The 24,015-nt window shown below is 40.9% G+C and carries 26 protein-coding genes; 18 read left to right on the top strand and 8 right to left on the bottom strand.

The window, feature by feature from the left end; translation table 11 throughout:
• Positions 1 to 44: 44 nt before the first annotated feature.
• Both trmB and ACTWPX_RS18205 read left to right on the top strand, forming a co-directional pair.
• Positions 45 to 689, top strand: coding sequence for a tRNA (guanosine(46)-N7)-methyltransferase TrmB (trmB, locus tag ACTWPX_RS18210; RefSeq protein ID WP_443120954.1), 645 nt, complete (start codon positions 45 to 47; stop codon positions 687 to 689).
• Between the two features lie 69 nt (positions 690 to 758).
• The gene (locus tag ACTWPX_RS18205) at positions 759 to 1,616 is read left to right on the top strand and encodes a YtnP family quorum-quenching lactonase (RefSeq protein ID WP_443120953.1); all 858 of its coding nucleotides are present in this window, start codon (positions 759 to 761) and stop codon (positions 1,614 to 1,616) included.
• 43 nt (positions 1,617 to 1,659) lie between these two features.
• Here the strand turns inward: ACTWPX_RS18205 and ACTWPX_RS18200 are convergent, their stop codons facing one another.
• On the bottom strand, positions 1,660 to 1,977 hold the full coding sequence (locus tag ACTWPX_RS18200; protein ID WP_128526172.1) for a PepSY domain-containing protein: 318 nt from the start codon (positions 1,975 to 1,977) through the stop codon (positions 1,660 to 1,662).
• A 152-nt stretch (positions 1,978 to 2,129) separates the two neighbouring features.
• On the opposite strand from ACTWPX_RS18200, the gene ACTWPX_RS18195 reads away from it, so the two are divergent.
• Both ACTWPX_RS18195 and ACTWPX_RS18190 read left to right on the top strand, forming a co-directional pair.
• On the top strand, positions 2,130 to 3,197 hold the full coding sequence (locus ACTWPX_RS18195) for a M42 family metallopeptidase (RefSeq protein ID WP_443120952.1): 1,068 nt from the start codon (positions 2,130 to 2,132) through the stop codon (positions 3,195 to 3,197).
• 219 nt (positions 3,198 to 3,416) lie between these two features.
• The gene (locus tag ACTWPX_RS18190) at positions 3,417 to 3,917 is read left to right on the top strand and encodes a DUF84 family protein (RefSeq protein ID WP_128526174.1); all 501 of its coding nucleotides are present in this window, start codon (positions 3,417 to 3,419) and stop codon (positions 3,915 to 3,917) included.
• A 49-nt stretch (positions 3,918 to 3,966) separates the two neighbouring features.
• Here ACTWPX_RS18190 and ACTWPX_RS18185 read toward each other — a convergent pair whose 3' ends face one another.
• Positions 3,967 to 4,407 carry a YtoQ family protein gene (locus ACTWPX_RS18185; RefSeq protein WP_443120951.1) on the bottom strand — a complete coding sequence of 147 codons (441 nt, stop codon included), beginning with the start codon at positions 4,405 to 4,407 and terminating at the stop codon, positions 3,967 to 3,969.
• 676 nt (positions 4,408 to 5,083) lie between these two features.
• Positions 5,084 to 7,258 (bottom strand): methyl-accepting chemotaxis protein, encoded by a 2,175-nt coding sequence (locus ACTWPX_RS18180; RefSeq protein ID WP_443120950.1) that lies wholly within the window; start codon positions 7,256 to 7,258, stop codon positions 5,084 to 5,086.
• Positions 7,259 to 7,455: 197 nt separating this feature from the next.
• Between ACTWPX_RS18180 and ACTWPX_RS18175 the strand changes: the two genes are divergently transcribed.
• The 10 genes from ACTWPX_RS18175 (at position 7,456) to ytxJ (ending at position 17,298) form a co-directional block, all read left to right on the top strand.
• The gene (locus tag ACTWPX_RS18175; RefSeq protein ID WP_443120949.1) at positions 7,456 to 8,484 is read left to right on the top strand and encodes a PTS transporter subunit IIC; all 1,029 of its coding nucleotides are present in this window, start codon (positions 7,456 to 7,458) and stop codon (positions 8,482 to 8,484) included.
• A 34-nt stretch (positions 8,485 to 8,518) separates the two neighbouring features.
• Positions 8,519 to 8,836 (top strand): thioredoxin family protein, encoded by a 318-nt coding sequence (locus ACTWPX_RS18170; protein ID WP_128526178.1) that lies wholly within the window; start codon positions 8,519 to 8,521, stop codon positions 8,834 to 8,836.
• Between the two features lie 134 nt (positions 8,837 to 8,970).
• Positions 8,971 to 9,789: a DUF1444 domain-containing protein gene (locus ACTWPX_RS18165; protein ID WP_443120948.1), complete on the top strand. Its 819-nt coding sequence runs from the start codon at positions 8,971 to 8,973 to the stop codon at positions 9,787 to 9,789.
• 3 nt (positions 9,790 to 9,792) lie between these two features.
• Positions 9,793 to 10,398 carry a YtpR family tRNA-binding protein gene (ytpR, locus tag ACTWPX_RS18160; protein WP_443120947.1) on the top strand — a complete coding sequence of 202 codons (606 nt, stop codon included), beginning with the start codon at positions 9,793 to 9,795 and terminating at the stop codon, positions 10,396 to 10,398.
• A gap of 152 nt (positions 10,399 to 10,550) precedes the next feature.
• A complete protein-coding gene (locus tag ACTWPX_RS18155) occupies positions 10,551 to 13,136 on the top strand; it encodes a DNA translocase FtsK (RefSeq protein WP_443120946.1) in 2,586 nt (861 codons plus the stop codon).
• A gap of 107 nt (positions 13,137 to 13,243) precedes the next feature.
• On the top strand, positions 13,244 to 14,359 hold the full coding sequence (locus tag ACTWPX_RS18150) for a nicotinate phosphoribosyltransferase (protein ID WP_443120945.1): 1,116 nt from the start codon (positions 13,244 to 13,246) through the stop codon (positions 14,357 to 14,359).
• Positions 14,360 to 14,560: 201 nt separating this feature from the next.
• Positions 14,561 to 15,856, top strand: a complete 1,296-nt coding sequence (gene murC, locus ACTWPX_RS18145; protein ID WP_443120944.1) for a UDP-N-acetylmuramate--L-alanine ligase — start codon at positions 14,561 to 14,563, stop codon at positions 15,854 to 15,856.
• Positions 15,857 to 16,046: 190 nt separating this feature from the next.
• A complete protein-coding gene (locus ACTWPX_RS18140) occupies positions 16,047 to 16,466 on the top strand; it encodes a DUF948 domain-containing protein (protein WP_128526184.1) in 420 nt (139 codons plus the stop codon).
• Positions 16,467 to 16,479: 13 nt separating this feature from the next.
• On the top strand, positions 16,480 to 16,920 hold the full coding sequence (locus ACTWPX_RS18135; RefSeq protein ID WP_128526185.1) for a YtxH domain-containing protein: 441 nt from the start codon (positions 16,480 to 16,482) through the stop codon (positions 16,918 to 16,920).
• Between the two features lie 60 nt (positions 16,921 to 16,980).
• Complete coding sequence (ytxJ, locus tag ACTWPX_RS18130; RefSeq protein WP_443120943.1) at positions 16,981 to 17,298, top strand: bacillithiol system redox-active protein YtxJ; 318 nt, start codon at positions 16,981 to 16,983, stop codon at positions 17,296 to 17,298.
• A 195-nt stretch (positions 17,299 to 17,493) separates the two neighbouring features.
• On the opposite strand, the gene ACTWPX_RS18125 is transcribed toward ytxJ, so the two are convergent.
• The 5 genes from ACTWPX_RS18125 to ACTWPX_RS18105 form a co-directional block, all read right to left on the bottom strand.
• On the bottom strand, positions 17,494 to 17,967 hold the full coding sequence (locus tag ACTWPX_RS18125; RefSeq protein ID WP_443120942.1) for a hypothetical protein: 474 nt from the start codon (positions 17,965 to 17,967) through the stop codon (positions 17,494 to 17,496).
• A 219-nt stretch (positions 17,968 to 18,186) separates the two neighbouring features.
• Positions 18,187 to 18,690: a hypothetical protein gene (locus tag ACTWPX_RS18120; protein WP_443120941.1), complete on the bottom strand. Its 504-nt coding sequence runs from the start codon at positions 18,688 to 18,690 to the stop codon at positions 18,187 to 18,189.
• A 171-nt stretch (positions 18,691 to 18,861) separates the two neighbouring features.
• Positions 18,862 to 19,113 (bottom strand): hypothetical protein, encoded by a 252-nt coding sequence (locus ACTWPX_RS18115; RefSeq protein ID WP_443120940.1) that lies wholly within the window; start codon positions 19,111 to 19,113, stop codon positions 18,862 to 18,864.
• A gap of 36 nt (positions 19,114 to 19,149) precedes the next feature.
• The gene (locus tag ACTWPX_RS18110; protein ID WP_443120939.1) at positions 19,150 to 19,398 is read right to left on the bottom strand and encodes a hypothetical protein; all 249 of its coding nucleotides are present in this window, start codon (positions 19,396 to 19,398) and stop codon (positions 19,150 to 19,152) included.
• A gap of 52 nt (positions 19,399 to 19,450) precedes the next feature.
• On the bottom strand, positions 19,451 to 19,624 hold the full coding sequence (locus ACTWPX_RS18105) for a hypothetical protein (RefSeq protein WP_443120938.1): 174 nt from the start codon (positions 19,622 to 19,624) through the stop codon (positions 19,451 to 19,453).
• Between the two features lie 160 nt (positions 19,625 to 19,784).
• Between ACTWPX_RS18105 and ACTWPX_RS18100 the strand changes: the two genes are divergently transcribed.
• From ACTWPX_RS18100 to motS, 4 genes are all read left to right on the top strand, one after another.
• Positions 19,785 to 20,843 carry a bifunctional 3-deoxy-7-phosphoheptulonate synthase/chorismate mutase gene (locus ACTWPX_RS18100; protein ID WP_128526188.1) on the top strand — a complete coding sequence of 353 codons (1,059 nt, stop codon included), beginning with the start codon at positions 19,785 to 19,787 and terminating at the stop codon, positions 20,841 to 20,843.
• 203 nt (positions 20,844 to 21,046) lie between these two features.
• Positions 21,047 to 22,048, top strand: coding sequence for a catabolite control protein A (ccpA, locus tag ACTWPX_RS18095; RefSeq protein ID WP_443120937.1), 1,002 nt, complete (start codon positions 21,047 to 21,049; stop codon positions 22,046 to 22,048).
• Between the two features lie 51 nt (positions 22,049 to 22,099).
• Positions 22,100 to 22,924, top strand: a complete 825-nt coding sequence (motP, locus tag ACTWPX_RS18090) for a flagellar motor protein MotP (RefSeq protein WP_443120936.1) — start codon at positions 22,100 to 22,102, stop codon at positions 22,922 to 22,924.
• Positions 22,914 to 23,705 (top strand): flagellar motor protein MotS, encoded by a 792-nt coding sequence (gene motS, locus ACTWPX_RS18085; protein ID WP_443120935.1) that lies wholly within the window; start codon positions 22,914 to 22,916, stop codon positions 23,703 to 23,705. The genes motP and motS overlap by 11 nt, the downstream gene beginning before the upstream one ends.
• Positions 23,706 to 24,015 lie beyond the last annotated feature (310 nt).

The raw sequence follows: 24,015 nt of genomic DNA, 5'->3' as shown, positions 1-24,015 counted from the left end.
CGCTTCATGGTACGATTTTAACGATAAGAAGGAGGATTCCATAAATGCGTTTAAGACATAAACCTTGGGCAGATGATTTTTTAAGAGAGAATGATCAAGTTGTCGTTCAGAAACCCTTTGAAATGAATGGGAAGTGGGAGGAGCTGTTCCCAATGCCAGAACAGCCTCTTCATTTGGAGATAGGATCAGGTAAAGGGCAGTTTATTGCCGGGATGGGCCGCCAGCATCCAGAATATAACTTTATCGGTGTTGAATTTGTAAAAAGTGTGATCGTTGGAGCTGTAAAAAAAGTGATTCAGGCTGACACGGAAAATGTCAGGATGGTCAACGAAAATGCAAGAGATTTGAGAGATCTCTTTGACGAAAATGAAGTTGACCACATCTACTTGAATTTCTCTGATCCATGGCCGAAAAATAAGCACGAAAAGCGGAGGTTGACTTATCATACGTTTCTTGAACAGTATGAGGGCGTCTTAAAACCTGGAGGGCAAGTTACTTTAAAAACGGATAATAAAGGATTGTTCGAGTATTCTCTTGTCAGCTTTTCTGAATACGGAATGGTGATTGAAGATGTTTCCGTCGATCTCCACGCAGATCAGGATCCATTGAATGTTCCTACTGAATATGAAGAGAAATTTTCTGCTAAAGGTCAGCCGATCTATAAATGTAAGGCTCGATTCAATACGTGATACCGCTTACAATAGCTCTAGTTGTTATGCTAAACTAGAGCTATCTTTGATAATAGAGGGGATGATTGTTTGAAAAAAATGAAAATCGGGCGAGCTTCATTGACCTGGCTTGAGGGGGGAGTTACCCATATGGATGGAGGAGCGATGTTCGGAGTAGTTCCTAAGCCATTATGGAGTAAGAAGTACCCTGTGAATGAGCGTAATCAAATTGAGTTGAGAACGGATCCGATACTATTGGAAATTGATGGGAAGCGGATGCTAGTTGATACAGGGATAGGTAACCAAAAGATGAATGAGAAGCTGAAGCGGAACTTCGGTGTATTCGAAGAGTCAAAGGTAGAGGAGTGTTTAACAGAGTTAGGCTTGACTTGTGAGGACATCGATTTTGTTCTTATGACTCACCTGCATTTTGATCATGCTTGCGGATTGACGAAGTGGGAAGGCGATCAGTTAGTTGCTGCTTTTCCTAATGCGGTGGTTTACACGAATGCCACCGAGTGGAATGAAATGAAAAATCCCAATATGCGTTCAAAAAATACTTATTGGGAAGCAAACTGGAAGCCGGTGGAAGAGCTCGTACATACATTTGAAGATTCAATAGAGATCTTACCTGGGCTCCGCATGATTCATACAAGTGGTCATAGTGATGGACATTCTATTATTGTTTTTGAGGATGAAGAGAATGTATTCATCCATATGGCAGACCTTATGCCGACCCACGCGCACCAAAATGTCCTGTGGGCCCTTGCATATGATGATTTTCCAGTGACTTCTGTTCATGAAAAACAAAAGTGGATGAACTATGGCTATAATAGAAACGCCTGGTACGTTTTTTATCATGATGCTATTTACCGTGCAATGCGTTTTGACCAACAAGGAGAAATTGTAGAGAAGATAGAACAAGATAAACATATCTATGAAGAATGATGAAAGCCCCCCAGCTTTTTTACTGGGGGGCTTTCATATCTTATTATGCCGTTGTTTCAGCTACATCAACAATTGTACCTGTATCGGTATCAATGTAGAATTCAAATTGAGATGTTTCCCCGTCCTGATTCTTAGAAATACCTCCACGGTAAACATCATAATTAATGCCATTCTTGTTCAATTCTTCTGGCTTCATATAGATCCAAGATCCGCTGATCGGTCCTTGCTTTTTAAAAGCTTCTTTTGCAATCTTCAAAGCTTTTTCAGGGGTAACTCCCTGACCATTATTTAACTGTTCTTTGACAACATAGCCTGCTAATGCTCCTACACCAGCAGCTAGTGCGACTTTTTTCCAGTTCATAAAACAATCACCTCACAACTAATTTCTATCTTACATTATACTAAATATTCCCGTTAAAAGGAAATCAAAACTATATTAGGGTGGCAGATTTGTAGAAACCTTTTAAAAATTCCGTTAAAATGATAAAAGATGGACAAAAAGGAGATGTACATATGGATAAAGAAACGCAAAGTCTTTTCAAAACCTTGACGGAACTCCCCGGTGCTCCTGGTAATGAGCATATGGTTCGTCAATTCATGAAAGATGAACTGGAGAAGTATTCTGATGAGATTGTTCAAGACCGTTTAGGCGGTGTCTTCGGAATGAAAAATGGTAAGGGCCCAACAGTCATGGCGGCAGGTCATATGGATGAAGTCGGCTTTATGGTCACTCAAATAACCGAAAATGGAATGATCCGCTTTCAAACGTTGGGGGGCTGGTGGAGCCAGGTGATGCTTGCTCAGCGTGTGCAAGTGATGACAGACAAAGGACCTATCGTGGGTGTCATCGGTTCGATACCACCTCATAATTTGACGCCAGAGCAAAGAAAGAAACCGATGGAAATCAAAAATATGCTGATTGATATCGGGGCTGATGATAAAGAAGATGCCAAAGCGATTGGTGTTAAACCAGGGCAGGCTATTGTCCCGATTTGCCCTTTCACACCTATGGCTAATGAAAAGAAAATCTTAGCTAAAGCTTGGGACAACAGGTATGGTTGTGGTCTTGCCATCGAGCTATTGAAAGAGCTTGAAGGGATAGACACACCGAATAAACTGTATTCAGGAGCTACTGTACAAGAAGAGGTAGGACTGCGTGGCGCGCAAGTAGCTGCAAACATGATCAACCCCGATATCTTTTATGCTCTCGATGCTTCACCAGCTAATGACATGAGTGGTGACAAGAAAGAATTCGGACAATTAGGGAAGGGAGCACTTTTACGTATTCTTGATCGCTCTATGGTCACCCATCGCGGGATTAGAGAGTTCATCTTAGATACAGCGGAAACACATGACATTCCATACCAGTATTTTGTATCACAGGGCGGTACAGATGCAGGAAGAGTCCATATGGCGAATGATGGTGTGCCATCAGCTGTCGTAGGGATCAGTTCACGATATATTCATACATCTTCTTCTATCATTCATGTTGATGATTACGCAGCAGCGAAAGAGCTGCTCATTCATCTTGTGAAAACAACTGATCAGAATACGATCGATCAAATTAATAAGAATGTATAATTCAACCAAAGTCACGTATGCTGATGTCAGCAGGCGTGACTTTGTGCTAGAATAGGAAATCATATAACCAAAAGAAGGCAAACCATTTTTTCTAAAAAGAGAACCTCTTATCAGTTTACCTTTTACAAGTCATCCATTCTCATTTGCGATACAGTCGATGAAGCTTTCATGGATTCAATAATCTAAATAGATATCAGAAAGAGAAAGGTGCATGGTATATTGAAAATATATGTGGGTTCAAAAAACCCTACAAAAATCGCCTCTGTCAAACACGTATTCCCTGAAATGGAAGTTGTAGGAATTGAAGTTGAATCAAAAGTGGCTGCACAACCTTTCTCAGACGATGAAACACTAGAAGGGGCGATCAATCGCGCTCGTGAGTGTGCTTCGAATAATAAAACTCATTTAGGAATAGGGCTTGAAGGTGGAGTCATGGAAATAGAAGATGACCTTTATTTGTGTAATTGGGGAGCTTTAGTGGATTCGAAGGAAAATGTTTATACTGCCAGCGGGGCAAGAATCCTACTCCCGGATGACATTAAAGCTGACTTAGAAAAAGGGAAAGAACTAGGCGAGGTTATGGACATTTTCGCTGAAAAAGTTGAAGTAAGAAAAAATGAAGGAGCCATCGGTATTTTTACGAACGGTTTCATAGATCGTGAAGAAATGTTCACACATGTAGTGAAGCTGTTAAAAGGGCAATGGTTGTATGACCAATAAAAAAGGATGCTCTAGTCGATTGGCTAGCAGCATCCTTTTGCTTTTACATTTATGTGTAAAGGTACTCTAACACCTCTACAGCCTGATCGATAGATTCGACTGTGACATCCGCTTGGTTTGATAACTCTTTAAGCGGGTGTATTAAGGTTTTTGGTCTTACCAAAATCAGTGGCTTGTGAAGTTGCACGGCCGCACTTGCATCCATCGCTGTATTCCATTGTTTATAGGATTCCCCAAAAAGAGCGATGACTGCATCTGATTTATGCAGAAGGACTTGTGTTCTGAAGTTGTTGATGCTTGAGGCGGCATCATCACGATACACTTTATCCGGCTGCTGGCCAAGGATGTTTTCTCCAATATCGTCTGATAGCTCGTGGTTTTCTTGTGGACCTACGAAGTGGATCGGCAGGTCTTTTTTTGCTGCTTTTTCCTTCAGTTGGTTCCGCCAATCATCGTGAATCTGCCCCGCTAAGTATACAGTTAATTCCATTAAAACGCCTCCCGAATTATCCTTTTGATTTTAGTATGAAAGAGAAAATGTCTTCTGTCCAGACATCCACTCTTCAGTTTCAAGGGAATTGACAGGTTCCTATGATTAAATGAATTTTTTTATAGAACGTATAAAAAATCCGACCTTCTCTATGAAGGAGCTACTGAAAAACCCTTTTCCCTCTAAAAGAGCTGCTCAAGTTTGTTGTTGCTTCTCAAGAATCGCTTGTCGGTGGATGCTTGCCGCAGGCGTCACCACCGACCTCTCATCGTGGAATCAACAGTGGCCCATCTAAAAAGAGTGATTTTCTTTAATTTATAAAAGAAAATCGCTATCATCCGTTTTTCCAGAAGGAGTGCTGCGCAACCGATCAAAATCTGGATGCAAGATGGTTTAGACAGTAAATGAAGCCATGAAAGAGAAGTTCCCAGAGAAGCCCACGGGAGATACTCTCGAGGCTTAATTGGACTATTCCCCATGCCTTGTCGAGGGCATTGAAAAGGAAACCGTACCTCGTTCGCTTCCTAAGATCAAGGAATAAGAGCCCAAATGTCTCATCGAAATTATAAAAGAAGCCGAACTGAACGATAAAATCGTCCAACTCGACTACTTTATTTGATGCCTAACTCAAAAGTTGCAGTTCTTCAGCGGCCTCTCTATGAGGAGGGGGGTGGTATCAGGAAGATAACTTGTCTTCTTTAGTTGTTTCTTCGATTTTCAATTGCTCATCAGCAGAATCAAATTCACCTTGATCCTCTTCTGGTAAGTGGTTATCTTCAACAATTAGTGAATGCAGTTGGGTTTCTTCACTGTCATTCTTATCTTCTTCATCCTCATCCTCATCCTCATCCAAACCCCCTATATCTTCTGCTTGTTCTTTAATCGTAAATTGACTGATTTCAGCCGAAAGCTCTTGGGACAACCCTTGGAGGCCAGTAGCAGACTCGTGAACTTGTTCGATGGATAGTAACTGATTTTCACTTGATGCGGCGACTTCTTCTGCAGTAGCTACAGCTTCTTCTGATATGACACTAATACTATGGAGCCTTTCTTTTACCTCGTCATTCACTTTATCAACGCCATGTACAGCATCTTTCACTTGTATGATTTGCTCATTCATAAATTGAACATGGTTGGCGATTCGGTTGAAAGCTTCTTTTGTATGAGTGACGGCTTCATCCTGGGAAGTTTGGTAATGGTTGAATTTTTCTGCTTCTGTTGAAAGTGCAGACATTTGCTGAGCCATGTTTGATACCATTTTTTGAATGCTTCGAGCTTCATTTTTTGAACGTTCAGCTAATTTTCTCACTTCATCTGCAACAACTGCAAATCCTTTACCTGCTTCCCCTGCACGGGCAGATTCAATGGCCGCATTCAATGCAAGGAGATCTGTGTTATCTGCTATATCCTCAATGGTGGCCACTACTTTATTTACTTCTTTGGACTGCTTGGAAGCAGTTTGTACTTCGTTCGCCATATGAGAGGCAAGTTCTATAAAAGCGTTAGAGGTATGCTCTAGATCTGCAACAGTCCTTAAGCCTTCTTTGCCTTCTGATCTGGCTTCCCCTAACTTCACTTCAATCTCTTCAGTAGATTGTTTTGTGTGAGTGATGGCTTCGGATACCTCGTAGATGAATTGATTGGTCTCGTCAATTTTTTGTGCTTGTTCTTGGGAACCGGTGGCTACCTGGTTGATGGCATCGTTGACTTCTTGTGCTTGATTAGAGGTCTGATCAGAAATATCTGCGAGTTGTTCTGATGATGAATTCAGAACCCCGGTCGCTTGCAGGACTTTCCGAACAGATTGCTCCATACGGTCAGCCATATGGTTGAATTGTCCTCCGAGTTCTGCCATTTCATCATTTGAATTTAAATTGACGCGGTGAGATAGATTTCCATCCCCGATAATCGTAGCACTTGTTTTAAGGCTGTCGATGGATTTTGAAATGGAACGAATAAGAAAGAAACCGGTAAGCAGAGTAATAAGAAGGACGACACCACCCAGTATGGCAAGCAAAATGGTGATCCATTGTTGTTGACTCTGCTGTTCTTCTAATATTGTTCCATTGATTTCTTCAGCAGCCACCATAACCTGGTTAACCTGATTTGAAACTTCTGAAGCAATGGATTCAAAGGAAGATTTAATTGTCAATGCCTGGTTGAATGTACTGTCCATTGAATTGATGGTTTGTTCGTATTTTAATAAGGTCCTATTTAGAGTGGCTGTCTGTTCACTAGTCAAATCGAGAGAACCAGTTGTATTTCTGAATTCTTTGGCACTTGCTTTAAAAGAGGAGAGGTTTTCTGCATTTGAATCGTTTATGTATTCTTGTTCAGCTACTTTCAATTGCAGCAAAGCGCTTTGCAAAGGAGGGCTTTCGACTTCAGCGATTACATTATTAAATTCTTTGTATGAAGAATTAATGAATTTGTACATCCCTTCTTCATCAGAAAAGCCGACAAGTTTGTACATATTTACTAACGGCCCTAATTCTTCTATGTAAAGTTGAGCTTGTTCATTAATTTTATTGAATTGGTCTCCAATTTCAGGGTAGCTGCTGTACTTTTGGGTGTAATCTGCTGAAGCCTTTTCAACCCGGTCAATAGCAGCTTGGATGGACTCTGCCTTCTCCTTGTCAGGATTATTGAAAAACCCTTGTTGCTCAAGGATAGTGGCGGTCATCAAGTATTTAATTTCTTCACTGTCTGCTAAAGATTGTTGGATGTGGTGGCTTTTGTCTGCTATAATTGCCTGTTTTTGAAAGAAGTAAGTAGAAAAACCAATAATAACAAGTAAACCTAATAATGATACGATTAAAATAAAACGAACCCGACCTCTGATCGATTTCATTCGACCCCTCCTCTGAAAAATTCACAAATTTCTTTATATACTGATTTATTATAGAACTTTTTGTCTAGTAAAACAATAGGAGATACCGAAAGTGTTATGGGCTTTTAGACTCATGATATGCCACTTTTGAATAATGTATTTACACATGTATGATTTGAGTGTAAGATGGAGTGCGGTAAGGTATGGGAGGGAAAATAATGAGGGAATTTTTAAAAAGAAAAGGCGTACATATATCGTTTCAAGCCTATCTAATCACTGCTTTAAGCTACATGGCACTTGGGTTATTCTCTTCTCTTATCATCGGTTTAATAATCAAGACGATTGGAGAACAGACTAGTTTATGGTTGGTTTCAGAATCATTCATTGAAATGGGTACTTTAGCCATGGATACGAAAATTTGGGGGGGAGCTATTGGCGCCGCTATCGCGTACGGTCTGAAAGCACCACCTCTTGTCATATTCGCAGCCTTATTCAGTGGAGCTTCAGGAGCTGAATTAGGCGGTCCAGCCGGTAGTTATATTGCGGCTTTGCTAGCAACGGAATTCGGAAAAATAGTGAGCAAGGAAACTAAAATAGATATTATTTTGACGCCATTTGCTACGATTATTGTAGGCTATACCGTCGGAGTATTGCTCGGGGCACCGATTGGTCAATTAATGACAGGTATCGGTGAAGTCATCAATTGGTCTACTCAACAGCAGCCATTTTTGATGGGGGTATTGGTGGCTGTATTGATGGGGCTTGCTTTGACAGCCCCGATTTCAAGTTTAGCGATTGCCTTGATGCTTTCCTTGGATGGAATAGCGGCCGGAGCAGCTACAGTAGGGTGTGCTGCCCAAATGGTCGGTTTTGCAACGATCAGCTATCGAGATAACGGATTCGGGGGGGCTTTAGCACAAGGTGTAGGAACTTCTATGCTTCAAGTGGCGAATGTGGTCAAAAAACCACTCATTATATTACCGCCTACTATTGCAGGGGCGATTCTGGCTCCTGTGGCTACAGTCTGGCTATCCCTTCAGAATAATGCAGCAGGAGCAGGAATGGGGACAAGTGGATTTGTTGGCCAAATTATGACCTTTGAATCTATGGGTTTTTCATGGGGAATCGTCATTACTATTCTGTTTCTCCATTTCATCGGACCCGCTGTCATCAGTTATATTTTTGCTTATTGGTTCAGACGCAAAGGATGGATTCAACCTGGAGACATGAGGATTGAATATGATTGAACCTGTGCTAAAATAATTTCTGGAGGTGCAGCACATGATTACTTTAGAATCAGATCATCAATTGAAAAATCTTATTGAAAATGAATCCGTTATACTTTTATTCTCAGCTGATTGGTGTCCGGATTGCAGGGTGATTGAACCTTTCATTCCTGAATTAGAAGAGGATTATTCTGATTGGACATTCGTCTATGTCGATCGGGACCAATTCATACACGTATGTGCGGAAAATGATGTCTTCGGAATTCCTAGTTTTCTTGCTTTTAATGATGGAGAAGAAGTAGGACGATTTGTTAGTAAAGAAAGAAAAACAAAAGAAGAAATAGAAACGTTTCTTACAAAAGTGAGCAAATAAACACAAGCTGTGCGAAAAGCACAGCTTGTTTACTTTTTCTGCTATAGAATAGTGTGTATAATAGAATACGGTATAGTTAGAAGAAACGAGGAAAAGGACAAACTTCTTTCTTCCATCATAAAGGGGGAAAAAGAATGAAAATGACAAGTATTAAAATGAAGAAGAAGTTGGAAGATCGTCTGAAAAATGATCAATGGAAGACGACTTTCAATAGGGATAAAGATACTTTTAGAATTGAATGGATCGATTCAGGTGAAGGAATTACCATTACATTGCCTAACGTCATCTCAAAGTTCCAGGCTCGTGGAGAAGCAGCTCTTGATGAGCTGGAGGATCATGTCCAGGAGGCACTGAGAGTGATGAATGAGACCCATCATTTAACAGGAAAAGAGCAGCATATCTTTCCTGTAATTCGCTCGGCATCTTTCCCTACAGAAACAGAACAAGGCAAAAAACTTATATATATAGACCACACCGCGGAAACAAGGGTGTATTACGCATTGGATCTCGGTAAATCTTATCAATTGATTGACGAAGAAATGCTTGAACGAGAAGGTTGGACACTTGGGAGAATTACTGAAGTGGCAGGGTTCAATGTACGTTCCCTTCCAGTGGAAATGAAAAAGGACAGCGTATATGGGAATGATTTTTATTTTCACTCCTTGGGTGATGGTTATGACGCCAGCCGAATTCTGAATGAAGTTGTACTGGAAGAATTGAAAGCTGAATGTAAAGGCGAACTTGCCATCAGCATCCCTCATCAGGATGTCATCATTTTTGCGGACGTTCAAAATCCTGAGGGTTATGATATATTAGCTCAGATGGCAATGAAATTTTTCGCAGAAGGTACGGTTCCTGTTACCTCCTTATCTTTTCTTTATGAAGACAAGCAATTGGAACCGATATTCATCCTTGCCCAAAAGAAACCGAAAAAGGATCGAAAGGAAGAGTAGAAAATGGATGTGTATTATAACCGCAATGGAGTCGGTGACGTGTTAATTATCCCGATAAAACAGGGAGAGCAAGACACTTTTAAGAAAGAGGAGTATGGTGATGTTGTTAAAATCACTGATCGTAGAGATGGGTCATTGTTAGGATACAATATCTTTAATGCCTCAAAATATTTCGACTTGAAAGAACAAGGAAAAATGCGTATGACTGAAGAAATGCTGGCACCTATCAGTGATTTGTTTACGAAAAACCAATTGGATGATGTCCTGGATTTCGACCTGGAGCCTAAATTTGTGGTTGGTTATGTGAAAGAGAAAGGTGCCCATGAAAATGCGGATAAACTGAGTGTGTGTCATGTCGATGTTGGGGAGGAATCCCTGCAGATTGTATGTGGTGCGCCGAATATTGAACAAGGCCAAAAAGTAGTCGTAGCAAAAGTCGGGGCTGTGATGCCTGGTGGGATGGAAATCAAAGATGCTAAATTAAGAGGTGTCCCGTCCACAGGAATGATATGTTCAGCCAAAGAGTTGAATTTACCTGATGCTCCTCAGGAAAAGGGGATTTTAGTACTGGAAGATCATTATGAAGCGGGACAACCATTTGAATTCTAAATCCCCCGATGTTAAGCAAAGCAGTCTGACTGCTTTGCTTTTTTTGATTCAAAAGTCATTTTTAAAGGGATTGTAAACCAAACTCCTGTTGAAACCTGTTAAAATAGTGTTAACCAAGAGTATGATTCAAATTGGAAAAGAGAGTGAACGATATGTGGAAAGACTTAAAAAATAAAATGAAACAATGGTTTGAACCAGATGAAAATTCAGCAGAGCAACCGCTACAAAAAAAAGAAGAACGACATGAAGTCAATGCCAAAACTAAGATGACTTACAGATACCCCAAACAGGGGGAGTTCCGTTTTCCGGTTATACCGGACCAACCGAACAGGAGTAGTGAGGATGGTAATGAAGATACCTCACAGCATGAAAGTAGACCTCCAAGAAGGAAAAAGGCTGCCGAAGAACTGCCTAAAGTGGAAAAACAACAAAGGAGAAGGCCATCCCGGAAACAAGGGGATAGCCAGGCTCAACAATTACCGGAAACGTCTTCTGTTCCTTTTACACCGACTGATGTCCCTTCACCGATTTATGGTTACCAGGCGAGGCAAATGACGAAGGGATTGGAAAAACTGGAATATGCTGTTGAAGAAGAGTCCAAGCCTGGTTTCTTTACAGACTCTAATGATGAAAAACAATGGCAAGATTTGAGAAAACGTTTAAGGGCTCGTGTTCAAGAGGGAGAAACTGCTTCACAGAATAAAACGACAGCTGAGACACCGAGTGTCCATGAAATAGCAGAAGATGAAATAGTAAACCAAGAGGTTCACAAGGAGGAAGCAGCAAGCATCGAGGTTGATACTCAAACTGCGGATAGTCAGAAGACAATAAATGAGACTGTTTCTGAACACCAACAGGAAGATACGGAAGAATTTCACACGTTCCCCCCTGTTATTGAAACTGAAGACCCAGTTGTGGAAGAAGCAGTTGAAGAAGAGATAAAGGGAAGCAACCAGGCAAACGAAGAAACTGAACCATTTGGAGAAGTTACAGAAGAAAACGTTGAGATTGAAGAAACACCTATTCCTGAAGAAAAGGAAACTGGCAGGGAAGAACTGCATCAAGAGGAAGAAGTGGAGAAGCCTAAAAGAGATGAAGAACCCGTCCAAGAAGATTCCTCCCCGGTCCCTTCTAAAAGTGTTGAAGAACCAAACAAGCCAAAAGAAAAGAGAAGTGTTCCTTTCAATGTGCTTATGACCCCCAGGGATAAACGTACCAGGGACAATCAAAAAGACAGTATTCATAGGCCCCCAGAAAAAGAACAAAACCAAAATAAGGAACCAATGAGCCCAACAAAAGAAGAGGCATCAGTTCCTGAGAAGCGGGTGGAATATAAAACCCCCCTTCATTTACTGGAAGATCCGTTACGTCCGAATTCTGATGATGATACATGGATAACACAACAAATGGAATTATTAGAAACGACTCTACGCCATTTCCATGTGCGTGCCAAAGTTGTCAATGCAATGAAAGGACCCACTGTCACTAGGTTCGAAGTTCAGCCGGAACCTGGTGTGAAAGTAAGTAAGATCACTAACCTTTCTGATGATATCAAATTAAGCATGGCAGCGAAGGATATCCGCATTGAAGCACCGATCCCTGGTAAACAGGCAGTAGGTATAGAGGTACCTAATCAACAATCGCAAATGGTCGGTCTCCAAGAGATTTTTGAAGCGGATGCGTTTCACTCGGATAAGTCTCCATTGTCTGTCGGTTTAGGGCTGGATATAGGCGGAGATGCGATTGTCACCAACTTGAAGAAGATGCCTCACGGTTTGATTGCAGGGGCTACAGGGTCTGGAAAAAGTGTGTGTATCAATACTATTTTGATCAGTTTATTATATAAAGCCCATCACGAGGATGTGAAGTTTCTGCTTATAGATCCTAAAATGGTTGAACTTGCACCTTATAATGACTTACCACACTTGGTTTCGCCGGTCATCACAGACGTCAAAGCAGCTACAACTGCATTGAAGTGGGCTGTCAAAGAGATGGAGGAACGTTACGAAAAGTTCGTTGAAGAAGGCGTGCGTGATGTTGAGAAGTATAATGATAAAATGGTGAAACAGAACCGGGCAACTGAAAAGATGCCATACTTAGTAATTGTCATTGATGAACTTGCCGATTTAATGATGGTTTCACCACAAGATGTAGAAGATGCGATTTGCCGAATCGCTCAGAAAGCGAGAGCTTGTGGCATACATCTTCTTTTAGCTACACAGAGGCCTTCGGTAGATGTCATAACAGGCTTGATCAAAGCGAATATCCCGACACGGATAGCTTTCAGTGTTTCTTCACAAGTAGACTCAAGAACAATCATTGATTCAGGGGGAGCGGAGAAACTCCTAGGTAAAGGAGATATGTTGTTTGTAGAAAATGGATCAGGTCAACCACTAAGGATACAGGGCGCTTTTGTATCTGATGATGAAATCGAGCGTGTGACTAATTATGTAAAGAAAATAGCTCCTCCTCAATATTTGTTCCATCAGGAAGAACTGATGAAGCAAATATCTACAGAGGAAGATACTGATGTATTATTTGATGAGGCCGTAGCGTTTGTAGTGGATCAAAATGGGGCAAGTGCTTCTCTTATCCAACGCCGTTTCAAAGTAGGTTATAATCGGGCTGCACGTTTGATTGATCAAATGGAAGACTTCGGAATTATCTCAGAGCAGAAAGGAAGCAAGCCGAGGGATGTTTTATTGACCAAGCAGCAAATCCAGGAATTAATGGAGTAAAGAAGGTCGGATTGGGCGAAAGGCTTGTGCATTAGTCCACAATTTTATATGATGGACTATGAATGATTTTCGAATTACAACGACCTCAATGTTTAAGGAGAAAAGACATGAAGGAAATAGCACGCAAATTAAATGGCGAAATCAGCCGATTGACTAATAAAACATTTAAATTTGATGAGCGGGTAGCCGAAGGTTGGTTTTCTGCTGTCTATTTTTTGAAAACACGTGATATTGTTGAGAATCATCTTCCTGATAATATAGTGACAATGCAGTTTTTCCAAAAAGATCATGCCGTATTGTGCGGAACAGATGAAGTGATTGCATTGATCCATACGTTTTCAGAAAACCCGGCAGAATTGGAGATTTACTCCCTTAAAGATGGGGACAGAATCAATCCGTATGAAACTGTACTTACGATTACCGGACCTTATCAATATTTTGGATTTTTAGAAGGCATCATAGATGGGATTCTGGCCAGAAGAACGTCGGTGGCTACGAATGTTTATAATGTTGTAAAGGCTGCCCGTTCTTCTGGCAAACAAAAGCCCATCATTTTTATGGGAGACAGGGACGACCACTTCACTCAACAATCCGGAGATGGTTATTCAGCCTTCATCGGTGGGTCCACTGCCCAAGCTACTCATGCAATGAACGAATGGTGGGGGAAAGAAGGAATGGGAACGATGCCTCATGCCTTGATCCAGATGTTCAAAGGGGATGTGGTTGCTGCAACCAAAGCTTACCATGCGCAATTCCCTGACGATCAACTGATGGCCCTAGTGGACTACAATAACGATGTCATAACCGACTCGCTTGAAGTCGCCCGTGAATTCGGGGATGAGCTGAAAGGCGTCCGCTTAGACACCTCGCGTAACCTGGTTGATAAGTATTTCTTGAGAAATCAACACCTGATGGGGACATTTGACCCAAGGGGTGTCAATCCGGAGCTCATTTTTGCATTAAGACGTGCTTTAGATCAGGAAGGTTTTCGGCATGTCAAAATCGTCGTCAGCGGTGGTTTTACAAAGGAACGCATACGTGCTTTTGAAGAGAAAAAAGTGCCTGTCGATATGTACGGAGTCGGTGGGAGCTTATTGAAAATCAGCATTGGTTTTACTGGAGATAACGTGTTGATCAATGGAGAACCAGAAGCTAAAGAAGGAAGACGTTATAAACACAACCCTCGTTTAGAATATGTGGAATATACAGAATCAGAAGAGTAATGATGTTTTCAAAAGGCACGAGCGTCTTTTCGTTTGTGCTTTTTGAATCGTATGATATTCTTTTTCTCAGCCGTATTCCATGATAAGATAAGGCAATGCAAAAGCCACGATGTTTAACAACTTGAAGTTTAAATCGCATATTGAGAAATGTTACATATACTATACTTAAAGTGACCCACTTTATTTTGGAGGTTCTTGTTTATGACAACTTACCATTTTATTGGTATCAAAGGAACAGGAATGAGTTCGCTTGCCCAGATTCTCCATGATTCTGGTGAGAAGGTTCAAGGATCAGATGTAGAAAAGCGTTTTTTTACCCAGGAAGTTTTAGAAGCTAAAAATATAGAGATTATGCCATTTTCTAAAGAAAACATTACAGAAGGATTGACGATTATCGCTGGTAATGCTTTTAGTGATGATCATGAAGAAATTAAAGAAGCTAAAGAGCAGGGTCTTCCATTTTACCGATATCATGAATTCTTAGGTGAATGGCTAAGTAAATATACAAGCATTGCAGTAACAGGTGCTCATGGCAAGACCTCAACGACTGGTTTGTTAGCTCATGTCCTTTCTGAAAATTACCCGACCTCCTTTTTAATCGGTGATGGTACAGGGAAAGGTCATGAAGATGGTCAATACTTCGCTTTTGAAGCGTGTGAATATCGTCGTCATTTCCTTTCCTATGAACCCGACTATGCCATCATGACGAATATAGACTTTGACCACCCGGATTATTTCACAAGTATTGAGGATGTATTTCAAGCCTTTCAAGAGATGGCGAAACGAGTCAAGAAGGGCATCATCGCATGTGGTGATGATGAGCACTTGCAGCACATTCAGGCAAACGTCCCCGTCTTATATTATGGATTAGCTGATACCAATGATTTTCAAGCACAAAATATTCAGGAAAGCTCAGAGGGAACTACATTCGATGTTTTTGTCCGTAATAATTACTATGAATCTTTCACGATTCCTCAATATGGTAATCACACAGTACTGAATGCATTAAGTGTAATTGCTCTTTGTCACTACGAAAATATGAAGCCTGAAGAAATCCAACAGCTTTCGACATTCAAAGGTGTAAAACGTAGGTTTACAGAGACAACATGGCAAGATCAAATTTTAGTAGATGATTATGCACATCACCCGATTGAAATTACGGCTACGATTGATTCTGCTCGTAAAAAATATCCGGAACGCCCGGTGGTTGCAATCTTCCAACCCCATACATTTACGAGGACAAAAACATTTTTGCATGAATTTGCGGATAGTTTAAAGGAAGCGGATTATGTGTACCTTTGTGACATATTCGGTTCAGCCAGAGAGAACGAAGGGAAACTTACCATTGATCATCTCCAGGAGTTGATACCGGAATCCAGACTCTTACAATTAGAAGATACAGAACAACTAGCCTCTTATAAAGATGGTGTCTTATTATTTATGGGGGCTGGGGATATCCAGAAATTCCAGGAAGCTTATGAAAAAAAGAATGAATAAAGGGAAGTGCGGCTTGAAGGTGGTAAGCCGCACTTTTTCTCGGAAATTATAGAAAAACATAAATATAAAAAGGGATTTTTCGGCATAATAGCGAATATGTCCATTTAAAGTAACCTTCACGTTTAGAAATGTTCCTTTTAGGGTATAAACTAAAATGTGTTGATTACATAAGAAGGAGTGTGCAGGGGGAATGATTATAATTCTTTACATTGCTGCATTAATCGCAGCAGTGGCTTTTGCTGTTCTTGTCATTTTCTTGGCGAGGACACTGACGGCCGTGCGCCGAACTATGAACAACGTTGCTGACACTCTTGAAGGTGTGGAGAAACAAATGGAAGGCATCACCCTCGAGACGACAGCTCTCTTGAATAAGACTAATAAATTGGCTGAAGATGTTGGCGACAAATCCCAAAAGCTAAATACTTTAGTCGATGGTGTCAAAGGTATTGGGGATTCTGTTCAAGAGTTCAATCAATCGATCCGCTCCGTATCAAGAGGTCTTACACAATCCGCTAACGAAAATACGGATACGGCAGCTCAAGCCATGAAGTGGGGGCAAGTAGCCATCAATTTATGGAAAAAGGCAAAGAAAGAAGATATTAAATCCTAAGGAGGAATTGATTATGAGTCAACAAAACAATTCACAGAACAATGGACAAAACAACGGAAATGGAAGAGATTTTGTACTGGGTTCTTTAATCGGCGGCTTGGTCGGTGCAGCAGTAGCCTTATTGTATGCTCCGAAATCCGGTCGTGAATTGCGTGAAAACATCAACCATAGTTCAACTGAATGGAAAGAAAGAGCAGGCGAATGGAAAGATGTCGCTTATGAAAAAAGCGGGGAGTGGAAGAACCGCGCTGTAGAATCTTCTTCTCAACTATCTAAAAACGTTTCTGAAAAATCTCAAGAGTTCAGTGGAAGAGTAAAAGATAAAGTGAAGAACTTCCGTACGAATGAAGAGGATGAAGCTGAACAAGCAGCTCAGGAAGTTGCTGAAGCGATCGAGGAAGCGGCACAAGAGCTTGAAAAACAGCAGGATTCAACGACATCATCTAATCTATAATTAAAGAAATGATGGAGGCATTTCCTGCCTCCATCATTTTTCTTCTTTGGAGGGTCTGTTTTGAAAATTGAAGTCATCAGCTCAGTTGAAGAATTTGAAAGTATTTTAGAAAATAATTCTGAGTTTTTTTTATTGAAGCATAGTTTAACATGCCCCATCAGTGGTGCTGCGAACATGCAGTACGAGCATTTCAGTGAAGATGCAACGGTACCGTGTTACACCCTTTACGTACAGGAGAGTCGGCCGTTAGCCAATCATATCGCTGAGGTTTTCAGTATCCGCCATGAGTCCCCGCAAGTGTTGCATTTTAGTAATGGGAAGATTGCTTGGCATGAGAGCCATGGCGCGATTACAACCCAACGCTTAAAAGAGGCATGAAACATAATACTGAGACCATAGAAAGACACACGATATAAGCGTGTGTCTTTTTGTTTAGGAATACTTTGCTGTATATAGCCTGTTCCCCAGTACACTCATCAAATTCTTTGCAAAATGGAAGTTGGTTTTCCCGTAACGGGGGTCCTTAAGTTTGTCGATGCTATTCAAGGCGATCTCGGTTTAAAGTATACGCTGCTAGACTTCTTTTTTCGCAATACGTAGATGGTCTCCAGAGAACATCGCCGTATGGAAGGAGACTTCTTCATCATTTCGATAAAGCTGAAAAGATTGCGGTACCTTCTCCAAATCAACATCAACATATTTAAATATATCCTGAAAGATAAAGCCTTGTTTTCCGATCTTTTGTGTCATCAAAAAGTCGTCAGGGAATATATCATCACCCTCACTAAGGGTTGTATCATTCTTCAAAATCTCATACCTGATGTTTTTAAGTGTAATTAATTCTTCTTCTAAAAAAACATTTATCTTCTCCCAACGGTTTATATCATTATACTTCAATATTTCCAGGAGGGATAAAGGATACTGAACCGGTCTTTCGATTTGATCCCCGTCTGAGACCCTATCTTCCTCGAGAGCTGGTACGCCATTTAGGACTAAGGTTTCTTCCTTAGAAGGAAAAAGGGTAACTTTGGTTATCGATATTAACACTCGGACGCTCGAAGGTTTCCTCCCATACACCTAACCTGAAAAAAACTTCTTTACAATCCCGCACTTTACGTAATGGGAAATAATGAATAATGTCATGATCTTCGATTTTCTGGTCGTAATTTGCGATTTGCTCATTAATAAACACACACGGGTCGGTTAACAGGTGAAGGCATCCCTCATAATGGAATTTCAAAGGTGTCAATTGATTGATTAAATCTTTCACGGTGACGATAGGGCTTTTTCCACATGAATGACATCTCCATGGTGAATGGGGGTATCCAAGGAAGCTTGTGCACCATTTAATTTGATAATGGGAGGAGTACCATATGTACCTTTTAATGTTTGTGAGACACCGTTGACCTCTATAATGGAGGCATGACCTGGTCTACCGTATAATTTTTTTATATCTATTCCAGCTGTCAATAAACTGGCTCCTAGGGTAAGTGTTTTTATATCGAATAGACGTATCGTGTGATCATTTACTTTCAGGCTTAAGTATTGAATCGGATTTTGCTTGGCGGCAATGGCAATCCCTAATGGTGTGACAAAAGATGGGCCTTTAGGCAATTGGTCTTTTTGAGTTAAGTTTTGTATGGCTTCCGTTCCTCGTATAGCGACACGGCTTTCTGAGAGCCCAAGTTTCTTTGCGATGAAGGTGGTAATTTCCGGTGTTTGACTCCCTCCGCCGACAAGCATCACTGCCTTCGGTGGTTTTCCGTTCAATAGAATGATTTCACGGGTAATCCTTTCTGCCAGATGGTCAATGGAAGAGTGGATTTAGTTTATGACTTCTTCGTATTCGAGTTTGTGTTCAAAACCGAGAATATCTGTAATTGACACTTCGTTCCTTTCAGATAACTCACGTTTTGCCTTTTCGGTTAATGGAAAGTCAAGCTAATATTCATCACTGATAGCTTCAGTGATCTCGTCTCCGGCAGAGGGGGCCATCCCGTAGGCAGATATTGTCCCGTCTGCAGTAATCGCTATATCACTTGTGCCAGCACCTCTATCTACAAGCGCAACATTAAGCCTTCTCGTGGACGTAGGAATTAATACTTGAATTGCGGCGATAGGCTCAAGTGTCAGAGCTTCCATTTCCAAGTCTGCTCGCTGCAAAGGAGAAAGGAGTGATTCGACGATAACCATAGGAGGGAACGTCGCAATGATTTCAACTGTTGTTTCCTATCCCTGCTGATCAATCAGTGATCCGATGGGGTGACCATCCAAATAGTAATGTAATACTGAATAACCTACACAGTAATAATGAAAGTGGTCCTCTTCATTCGTTTCTTTGGCTAACTCTACTTGTGCTTGTTTGAGAGCCGATAATTCGTTATGAGAAACCATTTCATCATCTATTAGGGGCTGATCTTTGATAGATGTGGAAATACTTGAGCGTTTAGTCTTCAGAGCCCTTCCTGCTGCTGCCACGCATACACTCTTTAACGGCCCATATTTCTTTTCCAATTCTACTTTTACTTTATTAATAATATCTGCTACCGAGCGTATATCGTGAATTTGCCAAATCAAGCATCGATCGTTCCTGATGCTCTATTGTCAAATGATCCAGTAGATGGAAATCATCATCTTCTTGTTCTAATATGAGTCCAACGATTGAGCGTGTTCCGATATCAAGGGAGAAAATTTTCTCATTCATTCGCTTATGTACCTCCGATAAATCAAACTTTTTCTACAAATATTTATGAAATCTCTCTCTAGGGGTGACAACATTAAAAAAATTAGCTATAATTGTCCCTAATTATCTAAAATGTATCACAATTTATCTTAACATTAAATCTTTGTAGGGGGACGAACAAATGAGTAATCAAAAACTTGACCACTTGCGCAGCCAATTAGATGATGTAAATTTACAGCTTCTGAATTTAATCAATAAACGCGGTGATCTGGTAAAGGAAATTGGTCAAATCAAAGAACATCAAGGGATGAATCGCTTTGACCCAGTAAGGGAAAGAGCGATGCTTGATCAACTATCGAAGCATAATGATGGACCATTCGAAGACTCGACTGTTGTTCACTTATTCAAAGAAATCTTCAAGGCGGCATTAGAGCTCCAAGAAGATGACCACCGAAAGGCCTTGCTTGTATCAAGGAAGAAGAAGCCGGAAGATACGGTAGTAGATATCAAAGGGGAACGAGTAGGTGACGGCAATACCCATTTCATTATGGGACCGTGTTCAGTTGAAAGCTATGAGCAAGTTTCTACAGTAGCTAAAGCTGTCAAAGGTCAGGGGCTGAAGCTATTACGTGGAGGAGCTTTCAAACCACGGACTTCTCCTTATGATTTCCAGGGGTTGGGGATAGAAGGTTTGAAAATGCTGAAACAAGCAGCGGATGAGCAAGATCTCGCTGTGGTAAGTGAAATTGTAAATCCTGCAGATTTGGAAGAAGCTCTGGAATATCTCGATGTCATCCAAATCGGAGCCCGGAATATGCAGAACTTTGAGCTGCTTAAGGCAGCAGGTTCAGTAAACAAACCCGTATTATTGAAGCGTGGAATGTCTGCGACCATTTCAGAATTCATCAACGCGGCAGAGTACATCATTTCACGAGGGAATGAAAACATCATCCTATGCGAACGTGGAATCCGAACGTATGAAAAAGCGACTAGAAACACGTTGGACATCTCTTCTGTACCGATTTTAAAACAAGAAACACACTTGCCTGTAATGGTTGATGTGACCCACTCTACAGGCAGAAGAGACTTATTGCTGCCTGCTGCCAAAGCAGCTATCGCTATCGGAGCCGATGGTGTTATGGCTGAGGTTCACCCTGATCCAGCTGTCGCTTTATCTGATTCGGCACAGCAAATGGATATACCGACGTTCCAGTCCTTCATGGAAGAGTTAACAAAATAAATTATTTGTGATAAGTTAGGCTGGAATTCCAGCCTAACTTATTTTTTAGTACAATTTTTTGCAGTAGAAATGCAATTCGTTATAATGATAAGGGTACAATAATAGGTAGAAAGTGGACGAATATTGCGCAGGCAGAAGATCTGTCGTATGATTATTTTATTGAATAAATATGTACGATGGGATTTGACGAAGGAGGATGCAAGATGAATGTAACGATATATGATGTAGCGAGAGAGGCAAGCGTTTCTATGGCAACGGTTTCCCGTGTAGTAAATGGGAATCCTAACGTAAAACCCGCAACAAGAAAAAAGGTACATGATGCGATTGAGCGGTTAGGTTACCGCCCGAATGCGGTGGCACGTGGATTGGCGAGTAAAAAGACGACAACGGTGGGAGTAATTATCCCTGATATCTCCAGCATTTTCTTTGCTGAACTTGCTCGAGGAATTGAAGATATTGCAACGATGTATAACTATAACATTATCCTAAGCAACTCAGATCAAAATAAAGATAAAGAACTTCACTTGATTAATGCGATGCTTGGCAAACAAGTAGATGGTCTTATCTTTATGGGCGGTAATATAACAGAGGACCACATCCGTGAGTTCAAGACTTCTTCTGTGCCGATCGCTCTAGCTGCAACTGTCGATGAAACCCAAGAAACACCTTCTGTAAACATCGATTATAAAGAAGCTTCCTATGAAGCTACCCAATTATTAATTGATCATGGTAACAAACGTATAGCATTTGTGGCAGGACCTGAAGATACAATCATCAATACAGACAAAATAGCAGGATTTAAAAGTGCTATGAAAGATAATGGCCATGAATCACCAGAAGATTGGATTGTACAGGGTGATTACTCTTATGATTCTGGTTTAGAAGCTTTAGATCAAATCCTGGAAATGAAAGAAAAGCCCACCGCGATTTACGTATCTTCTGATGAGATGGCTCTTGGTGTTATCCATGGTGCTCAAGATAAAGGAATCCGTGTCCCTGAAGATATCGAAGTTTTCGGCTTCGATAATACACGACTGGCGACAATGGTACGCCCCACTTTATCCACGGTTGTTCAACCGATGTATGATATAGGTGCTGTAGCCATGAGATTATTAACGAAGTTCATGAACAAAGAAGAGGTAGAAGAACAGAACGTAATTTTGCCGCACCGAATTATCGAAAGAAACTCAACTCAGCAGAAATAGTACCGATATAGTAAGTATAAGGTACTTGTTCGAAACTGAGGAGAGAGTAGAATGACAAAAAAAGATATTTTGACTCCAGTAGGAATTACCGTCGGATTTGCCATGGTCATGTTTGGTATCATGGCAAATGCGGGTTTCGGAGGCATTACGTCGTTTATTCAAGCGTCATCGATCATCATCGTGCTCGGTGGATTGGTCGCAGCGATTCTTGTTAACTTTAATGTAAGCGAAGTGAAGTTGACTTTCCGTGTTACTAAAGAGGCTTTCAAGGAAAGCGAGATGAATTTAAGGGAATTGATCACTTTGTTCGTCACTCTATCGGAAAGGGCGAGAAGGGAAGGATTACTGGCTCTTGAAGCAGAATTGGAAGAAGTAGAAGACCCTTTCATAAAAAAAGGTATTTTGCTTGCTGTCGATGGCATTGAACCAGAGGTCATCAACGACATCATGAAAGCTGAAATCGTCGCAGTTGAGGAACGTCATCAAAGAGGCCGGGCGATCATTGAAAAGGCTGGAGAGTATGCACCTGCTTGGGGAATGATCGGGACCCTGATTGGTTTAGTTCTGATGCTGCAAAGCTTGTCCAACCCTGAAGCTTTAGGTCCCCAAATGGCTGTAGCTTTGCTAACGACATTTTATGGAACACTGTTAGCTAATCTTGTGTTTACACCTCTAGCTGGGAAATTAGAAAATAAAACCTACCGGGAGATTTTTATTAAACAAGTGATTATCGAAGGTGTTATAGGTGTACAGTCTGGTCAGAATCCTAAAATCCTTGAGGAAAAATTAAGTGCATTTTTATCCGAAGAGGATAAGAAAGTAGTAGAGGAAGAGCAGCAGGAGGATTCCTTAGGAGAGACCGCCAATGAAGCTTAGAGGAAAGAGGAAAGCCGATAAAGGCGCTCCTAAATGGATGACTACATACGCAGATATGATCACTTTAGTCCTCGTTTTTTTCATTCTTTTATTTTCTATGTCGCAAATCAACCTTGTTAAATTCGAAGCTATTGCGGAATCGTTCCGTAACAGAATGATTTTTGATTTTAATCCTTCTGCAGTAGAAAGTGATTATCCGACAGAGCAGACGAAAATACAGGAAAACGGTGAAAAGAATAATGAGTTTGAAACACCAGCCAAAGACCCGGACAATATGGCTGAAAAAGAAAACCGGGTAGAAGAAGTTGAAAATCTAGAAGAATTGAAACAAGAGATCGATCAATATTTGAAAGAAAATGATCTCAGCGATATTATTTCAGCTACTCAATCTGAGCGTGGAATTATTCTTGTCCTTGAAGAACAGTTATTGTTCGAAACAAGTCAAGCCGAGATTTTGGATGGAGCAAAACCATTTTTATCTAAAGTAGGTAACCTGCTGATGAACATTCCGAACTTTGTAAAGGTTGAAGGTCATACAGATAATAGGCAGATTTCAACTTTCCGATATCCTTCAAACTGGGAGCTATCCGGAGCCAGGGCCAGTAGTGTCATCAGGTATTTAACAGAGAATACAGAGAATCTCGCTCCAAAGAGATTTACCGCTGTTGCATATGGAGAAACCAGACCTGTAGCACCGAACAATTCTGAAGAGAACTGGAGCAAAAATAGAAGAGTTGAAATAGTAATCTTAGATCCAGAATATGAAAACTCGACACCATAAAAGAGACTGGGATAATAGAATTTCCCCACTAGAAAACCCGAACAATTTTTTGTTCGGGTTTTCTTTATGAAACAATAAATGCATACGCTGCTCCGCAACTTACTTCGCTTTCCGCGTGCACGGCCTAAGCCTCGTGCTGTTCCCGCAGGAGTCTGCGTATGTTGCCTACGCTCCATTTAATCCATTCTACCCTATTGTTCGTCTTAACCAGTGGCAATTATCGTTTTGTCCCACCCTCTTATTTTTTCCCACAGGGTTCTAGCTTACCAGTGTGGGATGTGCGTTTTTTACAATAGGATTGTTGCGATTT

This window comes from Halobacillus sp. H74 (genome assembly GCF_052246715.1).
Taxonomy (GTDB): Bacteria; Bacillota; Bacilli; order Bacillales; family Halobacillaceae; genus Halobacillus; species Halobacillus litoralis_A.
This window is presented reverse-complemented; position numbering and strand designations above follow the sequence as displayed.